General features: G+C 47.0%; 1 protein-coding gene. It reads right to left on the bottom strand.

Annotation, left to right across the window (positions count from 1 at the left end):
* Window positions 1–279: amidase family protein (locus HMPREF3029_RS08385; protein WP_246830717.1), on the bottom strand; the 279-nt coding region annotated here is incomplete at both ends.

Genomic DNA, 279 nt, shown 5'->3' with positions numbered 1-279 from the left:
TGTCAAATGATGAACCGAATGCAATGCCACCAAAGCGTGACACTCTTCCGTACGTTGGTTTCATACCAACGACACCGTTGAAGCTTGCGGGTTGACGAATAGATCCTCCAGTATCAGTACCGAGTGCTGCTGGCACAAATCCTGCTGCAACTGCTGCTGCAGAACCACCTGATGACCCACCTGGAACGAGCTTTGTACTCCAAGCGTTTGTCGTTTTCTTATAATAAGACGTTTCAGTTGTAGAACCCATCGCAAACTCGTCTAAGTTAATTTTACCGA

The organism is Nosocomiicoccus sp. HMSC059G07 (genome assembly GCF_001815515.1).
Classification (GTDB): Bacteria; Bacillota; Bacilli; order Staphylococcales; family Salinicoccaceae; genus Nosocomiicoccus; species Nosocomiicoccus ampullae_A.
This window is presented reverse-complemented; position numbering and strand designations above follow the sequence as displayed.